Origin of the sequence: Rhizobium sp. PEPV16 (assembly GCF_008919455.1) — a bacterium.
In the GTDB taxonomy this organism is placed as follows: Bacteria; Pseudomonadota; Alphaproteobacteria; order Rhizobiales; family Rhizobiaceae; genus Rhizobium; species Rhizobium leguminosarum_Q.
In genome coordinates, this window is the sequence record NZ_VSZV01000135.1 from 1 (window position 1) to 6917 (window position 6917).

Consider the following 6917-nt stretch of genomic DNA (forward strand, 5'->3'; position numbering starts at 1 on the left):
TTGCCATGGTGTTCCAGAGCTACGCGCTCTACCCGCATATGACCGTTGCCGAGAATATCGGCTTCGGCCTTTCACTCGCCCGCCGTCCAAAGGCGGAAATCGCCGCCAAGGTCGCGGCGACGGCTGAAACGCTGCAGCTGACCCAGCTGCTGGAGAGAAAGCCGAAAGCACTCTCCGGCGGCCAGCGCCAGCGTGTTGCCATCGGCCGCGCGATCATCCGCGATCCCAAGGTCTTCCTGTTCGACGAGCCGCTCTCCAATCTCGACGCTTCCCTCAGAGCCCAGATGCGCCTTGAGATCGCCGATCTGCACGCCCGCCTGAAGTCGACGATGATCTATGTCACCCACGACCAGGTCGAAGCCATGACGATGGCGGATAAGATCGTCGTCCTGAACGGCGGCGCGGTCGAGCAGATCGGCAGCCCGATGGAACTCTACCGCAATCCCGCAACACCATTCGTCGCCGGCTTCATCGGCAGCCCGAAGATGAACCTCTATGGCGGCGAGACCGCGCGGCGAATGAACTGCACGACCTATGGCATCCGCCCTGAGCATATCAGGCTATCGGAAGGTGTCGGGCAATGGCAGGGCAGGATCCGGCATCTCGAGCGGCTTGGCGCCGACGCGATCCTCTATCTCGACGTCCCCGAACTCGGTGAGATGGTGGTGCGCACCGAAGGCGAGACGCCGTTTGCGCCTGGAATGACAGTCTGGGCAAATCCGATCGAAGGAGCGGAACATCGGTTCTGAAGCCAACGCCGCCCGTCGTCTCAGCGTTGAAGCAGCTCAGCATCGACCCGCTCATGAGTCTCCGGAATTTCAGGCGAGAAGACGCGCGGATTGGCCTTGGCGGATTACCAGTTCGACCGCCTGCTTATCGAAAGATACGAAGCTCTCGCCGCCAAGCCATGCTCCTTCATGGGCAATCACGCCATCTGCGAAATCGCCGCCGGCCTCCAGCATGGCCAGTCCTGCTTCGACCGCAGGACGGTTCATCGCCACATTGCCGGCGTTGAGCAGGTCGTGGATCGTCTGTGAAACATCTTCCTTTGAGAGCCTGGCTCCTCGACGCAGTATCCAGACCAGTTCACATAGGCTCGGCAGGGAAACCGCGATCAGCGATGCTTCCTTGAGGAGCTTTGCCGCTGCCCTGCCCTGCTCGGCATCGTCCTGCAGGACGGCTCGAGCAAGAATGTTGGTATCGACTGAAACTTTCATTCCTCGCCGGCCCAGCCCGAAGCCGCGATTTCGTTCATCTCTTCGATGGTCAACGGCTTCTTCATCTTGCCAGCATGCCGGCCGATAAAATCGTCGATTGTCCCCGTTGGACGAGCAGCCTTTACCCGCAGCTCACCCCCAGGCAGCTTGTCGAATTCGATCCGCTCTCCCGGTTTGACCCCAAGGTGCGTCAGCAAATCCCGTCTCAGCGTGATTTGCCCTTTCATTGTGACGGCAAGGGAAGCCATGGAAAATCTCCTATCTTAAGTCAATACAAAAGTAATGGAATTTTTCCTTACATTCAAGGTTCGCGTGATACGGACTTTGCCTTCACTTTGCCTTCACTCCCTTGTTCGTGCGTGGCTCAGTCCAACCGAAGAAAGAGCGCCGACGCATGAGGCGCCTCCTATGCGCCCGGCTTAGAACCGGTCGGGACGCAGGGGCGCTAGATCGACAGCCGGGCGCTGTCCCGCGACCAGCTGGGAAACCAGATAGCCGGTCAAAGCCGATAGCGTCAGACCGAGATGGCCGTGACCGAAGGCATAGGTGACGCGGGGCAAGTGCCGGGAGCTGCCGATCACCGGAAGTGAATCCGGCATGGACGGGCGAAAACCCAGCCACTCGTCGCTGCCCTGTCCGGCCGCCGGCAGGAGCGTTTTCACGCCGTCACGGATCATCGCGGTCCGCTTGGGGTTCAAGGGAGCGGCAAGGCCGCCGAGTTCGACGGTTCCGGCCGCGCGCAATCCATCTGCCATCGGCACCATGTAGAAGCCGTGTTCGGGATAGCAGACCGGGCGCGACAGCAGATTGCCCGCTTGCGGGAACAAGACGTGATAACCGCGCTCAGTGTCGAGCAGGACACGATCGCCTATCGATGCGGTCAGCTTGCGCGAATGGGCGCCGGCAGCCACAACCGCATGGTCCGCAGGGATTTGCTTGTCAGCGGTCCGCAGGCAGATGCCGTTGTCACGCGGCTCGATCGCCGAGACTTCGCCGCGGACGATCTGCCCTCCGCCGTTTATAACAGCCTGGGCCAGCGCGAAGGCGAGTTGCCTGGGGCTGGAAAACACATAGGCATCACAAAACAGCACGCCCTTGTGGTAGAGCGGCGCAAGATCAGGCTCCATGTTCTTTATGTCGGCGCGGTCCAGCCGGCCCATGGCGACGCCATGACGCTCACGCAGCGCGTTCTCGGCGTCAGCCGCCCGGAATTGCGCTTCGGTCTTATAGAGATACAGGCAGCCGTCGTGCCGCTTCAGCCGTTCGGCGCCTGCCTGCGTCACGAGCGGTTGCCAGGCGGCATCGGCGTGGGAAAGCAACACCGCCAGTGTGCCGGCGATCCGCTCGACCTCGGATTTCCCGCTCGATGCCAGGAAGGCGCGCAGCCAGGGGACCAGTTGCGGCAGGTATCTCCAGACGATCGCCAGGGGACCGAGCGGATTGAGCAGCATTCCCGGCACACGCCAGATGACGCCCGGCGTCGCGACGGGAACGACGCCGTGCGGGGCAAAGGTGCAGGCATTCCCGTAGGAGCAGGCCTGCCGGTAGGATGCATTCCCCAAGGGCGGCGCCGGATCGATAATCGTGACCCGGTGCCCCATTCTTTGCATCCAAAGGGCCGTGCAGAGGCCGACCAATCCGGCACCGACCACAGCCACATGCCGGCGCTCGGCGTCGGGCAAGGGCTGAAGGTCGGGAAGCGGCGTGTTCACCGCCTAGACCAGGCCGGCCAGAGCGCGGGGACGATCGTTCAGCGTGGCGGCAATGATGCGCAGCGCCGTTGCAAGTTCATCACGCGACGATGCGCAGCCGACATTGACGCGAACGGCATGCTCAACCGGCTGGCGGTCACAGGCAAAGGCGGTGGCGGCCATGACGGCAACGCCATGGGCGCGCAGATTGGCGGCAAAATCCTCGCATCGCCAGGGGGCCGGCAGCCTCAACCATAAAAACATGCAGCGCGGATCGGCGGAGAAGGAGTGGCCGGCAAGGATCGTCGTGACGATCGCGTGGCGTGCGCGCAGCTCCGCAAGCTGAGCCTTCAGGATCGCTTCGGCCGTGCCGTCCTCCAGCCAGCGGGTCGCAAGCAGCAACGGCAGCGGAGAGGGCATCCAGGCGGTCGTGCGAACCGCCTCGGCGGATAGCAGCGCGCGGCCGGGCGGGCAGCAGAGATAGCCGACGCGCAGACCCGGCGCCAGCGCCTTGGAGAGCGCCGATATGTGGTAGGTTCTGGTCGGCGCAAGCGTGATCAGGGCGCTTGCCCGGGTCCCGAGCATCGGTCCATAGACATCGTCCTCGATGATGACGAGATCGTGCTTTTCCGCAACATCGACCAGTTCGCGCCGGCGAGCCTCGCTCATGGTGACGACGGTCGGATTGTGCATCGAGGGAACTGTGAAGACGGCTCGCACGGTCTCCCGGCGGCAGATATCGTCGAGCTCCGCCGCCGACATGCCCTGATCGTCACTTCCAATGCCGATGATGCGGAAGCGGAACATCTGGGCAAGCGCGATCAGACCGTAATAGGTCAGCCGATCGCAGACAATGGTGTCGCCGGGCTCTATCAGGCTGCTGATCACCGCCAGCAAAGCGTGCTGGGCGCCGCTGGTGACCACGATATCGTCTTCGGACGGATCGAAGCCGTTGAGCGATATCCATTTTCTCGCCGCGTGGCGTGCCCAGGCCGGCCCTTCCGGCGGCTGGTATTCCTGCATCTGGCGAAAGCGCCGGTCGGATGACAGGTCAGGCAAAGACTGCGCCAAGCGCTGCTGGAAATCGTCGACGGCCGGCCGGTTGACCGTCAGATCGATGATACCGGCCGGGCTCGCCGCCCGGTCGACGCGCGGCATGGCGCCGTCGCCGATGACGATCGTGCCGCGCCGGGTGCTGCCCATCACAAGGTTGAGGTTTTGCAATTCGCGGTAGGCGCGCGTGACTGTGGAGACGTTGAGCGACCGCTCCCGCGCGAGGTCGCGTTGCGGTGGGAGCTGGCTGCCGGGGGGCAAGGCGCCCGAGCGGATCCTCGCCTCGAGCTCGTTTGCGAGCTCCAGATAGGCCGGTATCCGCGCTTCCCGCTCCTGATTTGTCCGGGTCACTTCCGATCTTTCAGACATACAATTCCTGTAACAGCGACATAAATTCCATAAGCCGGACACGCGCATCAAACACCGGCGCGATGCGATTCAGCTTGCTTTCGTGCGACATAGCACGCTTTCCCAGTGTTTTCGAGACCTCGCTGCCGCTACCACACAAAATTCTTTGTGTGGCTTGACAAGCCGAAGTAGACCGGGACAATATAACCCAGCATCGAGACAAAGAGGCAGGGACCCGCCGATGCAAACAGGAGGACTTCATGAGCGAGCGCTTCATTGCTTTCGAAGGCGTGCGTAAATCCTATGACGGCGTCAGCTATGTCGTGCGCGGCCTGGACCTCGACGTCGCCAAAGGGGAATTTCTGACCCTTCTCGGTCCGTCCGGATCCGGCAAGACCACGACGCTGATGATGCTGGCCGGTTTCGAAGCGCCGACCGACGGGACGATCACGCTTGCCGACAACAGGATCGACAGCGTTCCGCCGCATCGTCGCAATATCGGCGTGGTCTTCCAGAATTACGCGCTGTTCCCGCATATGACTGTTGGCGAGAACGTCGCTTTCCCGCTGAAAATGCGCCGGCTCGGCAAGGCCGAGATCACCGAGCGGGTGCGCCGCGCGCTCGACATGGTGCGTATGGCGAGCTTCGAAACGCGGCGGCCCAACCAGCTTTCCGGCGGACAGCAGCAGCGCATCGCGCTTGCCCGCGCTCTCGTCTTCGAGCCGCAGCTGGTGCTGATGGACGAACCGCTCGGTGCGCTCGACAAGCAGCTTCGCGAGCATATGCAGCTCGAGATCAAGCACCTGCATGCCCGTCTCGGCATCAACGTCGTCTACGTCACCCACGACCAGAGCGAGGCGCTGACCATGTCGGATCGGGTCGGCGTGTTCAATGACGGCATCCTACAGCAGATCGCACCGCCGCATGCGCTCTACGAGACGCCGGCAAACCCCTTCGTCGCGACCTTCATCGGCGAAAACAATGCGATATCGGGTGAAGTCGTCGCGATCGAAAATGCGGTCTGCCGGATTCGCGCCCCCGATGGTTCGATCATCACCGGCCATGCCGGAGAGGGGCTGAAGGAAGGCGCGCGGGCAACACTGGTCTTGCGGCCCGAGCGGATTCAGCTGGCGCCCGCAACCGAGATTCCCAACCGGTTCACCGCGACGCTCAAGGAAATAATCTATCATGGCGACCATGTCAGGTTGCGCGTCTCGGCCTGCGGCTGTGACGATATCTTCATCAAAGTCGCCGCGGCTCAGGACATTCCGGTTCAATCGCTAGGCTCCACTGCCGTCATCGGCTGGGCGCCGGAGGATTGCCGCGCGCTCGCGCTCTCCTGACCGGGCGCTCATTCTTTCGCAAACGCAGCAACAAAAAGGGGAACCACCATGATGCGTTTAAACTGCATGCTTCTCAGTTCCGTCATGACTCTTGCCATCGCAGGAGCGGCATTTGCCGAGGATACGCTGACCGTTACATCCTGGGGCGGCGCTTATACCAAGAGCCAGGAGGAGGCCTTTTTCAAGCCCTTCGCCAAGGAAACCGGCACCAAGATTCTCCAGGATGAATGGGACGGCTCGACCGCCAAGCTGAAGGGCATGGTCGAAACCGGCCAGGTGACCTGGGATGTCGTCGATGTCGAACCCAGCCATGCGCTGCAAGGCTGCGACGAAGGCTGGCTTGAAACGATCGACTATTCGAAGCTCGGCGGCAAGGACGCCTTCATCGACGGCGCCGCAATGGATTGCGCGGTAGCGACGATCGTCTTCGGCACCATCTATGCCTATGATGCCACCAAGTTCCCGAATGGCGGGCCGACGACCATGGCCGATCTGTTCGATACGGCCAAGTTCCCCGGGCCGCGCGCCTTGCGCAAGTCGCCGAAGACCACGCTGGAATTCGCGCTGATTGCTGACGGCGTCAAACCCGCCGAGGTCTACGACGTGCTCGGGACGCCGGAGGGCGTCGACCGCGCCTTCAAGAAGCTCGACACGATCAAGAAGTATGTGAAGGTCTGGTGGACCGCCGGCGCGCAGCCGCCGCAGCTTCTCGCCGATGGCGAAGTCGTGATGACCACCGCATGGAACGGCCGCATCTACGATGCCGTCAAGAACAGCGGCAAGAACTTCAAGATCGTCTGGGACGGCCAGGGAATGGACTTCAATCTCTGGGCCAAGCCGAAAGGCTCGAAGAACAAGGAACTGGCGGACAAATTCGTCGCCTTCACCGTCAATCCCGACGTGATGGCGCAGCAGTCCAAATACATCTCCTATGGCCCGACCCTGAAAGCGGCCATCTCCAAGGTTCCGGCGGATATTCTCGTCGATCTGCCAACCGCGCCTGACAATACGAAGACGGCCTTTGTCGTCTCCTCCGAGTTCTGGGCAGACCATGATGAGGAGTTGACCGAACGCTTCAACAAGTGGCTCGCACAGTAACCTCTTCGGGCAGGCGAGTGTCTCCCTGGCTTCGTCCGCCCCTTTCTCTACCGCAGGAAGGCATGAGCGATGGTGATCGCGACAATGAATGAAGGCGACGGCTCTGTGATTGCCGCCCGCACGCGGGTGAAAAGTCTCGGCAGTGCGAAAAGCAAGGCGCAGCTGAG

At 62.1% G+C, this 6917-nt stretch carries 7 protein-coding genes; 3 read left to right on the top strand and 4 right to left on the bottom strand.

The window, feature by feature from the left end; all coding sequences use genetic code 11:
• On the top strand, positions 1–749 hold a 749-nt coding region (locus FY112_RS02415; protein WP_151517567.1), incomplete at its 5' end, for an ATP-binding cassette domain-containing protein.
• Positions 750–818: 69 nt separating this feature from the next.
• Here FY112_RS02415 and FY112_RS02420 read toward each other — a convergent pair.
• From FY112_RS02420 to FY112_RS02435, 4 genes are all read right to left on the bottom strand, one after another.
• Positions 819–1217 (bottom strand): type II toxin-antitoxin system VapC family toxin, encoded by a 399-nt coding sequence (locus FY112_RS02420; RefSeq protein ID WP_062944801.1) that lies wholly within the window; start codon positions 1215–1217, stop codon positions 819–821.
• Positions 1214–1465 (bottom strand): AbrB/MazE/SpoVT family DNA-binding domain-containing protein, encoded by a 252-nt coding sequence (locus FY112_RS02425; RefSeq protein WP_003538685.1) that lies wholly within the window; start codon positions 1463–1465, stop codon positions 1214–1216. The genes FY112_RS02420 and FY112_RS02425 overlap by 4 nt, the downstream gene beginning before the upstream one ends.
• 171 nt (positions 1466–1636) lie before the next feature.
• On the bottom strand, positions 1637–2929 hold the full coding sequence (locus FY112_RS02430) for an FAD-binding oxidoreductase (protein WP_151517568.1): 1293 nt from the start codon (positions 2927–2929) through the stop codon (positions 1637–1639).
• 3 nt (positions 2930–2932) lie between these two features.
• Positions 2933–4330 carry a PLP-dependent aminotransferase family protein gene (locus tag FY112_RS02435; protein WP_151517569.1) on the bottom strand — a complete coding sequence of 466 codons (1398 nt, stop codon included), beginning with the start codon at positions 4328–4330 and terminating at the stop codon, positions 2933–2935.
• A gap of 239 nt (positions 4331–4569) precedes the next feature.
• On the opposite strand from FY112_RS02435, the gene FY112_RS02440 reads away from it, so the two are divergent.
• Both FY112_RS02440 and FY112_RS02445 read left to right on the top strand, forming a co-directional pair.
• A complete protein-coding gene (locus tag FY112_RS02440; RefSeq protein ID WP_151517570.1) occupies positions 4570–5652 on the top strand; it encodes an ABC transporter ATP-binding protein in 1083 nt (360 codons plus the stop codon).
• A gap of 48 nt (positions 5653–5700) precedes the next feature.
• Positions 5701–6750 (top strand): ABC transporter substrate-binding protein, encoded by a 1050-nt coding sequence (locus FY112_RS02445; RefSeq protein ID WP_151517571.1) that lies wholly within the window; start codon positions 5701–5703, stop codon positions 6748–6750.
• Positions 6751–6917 lie beyond the last annotated feature (167 nt).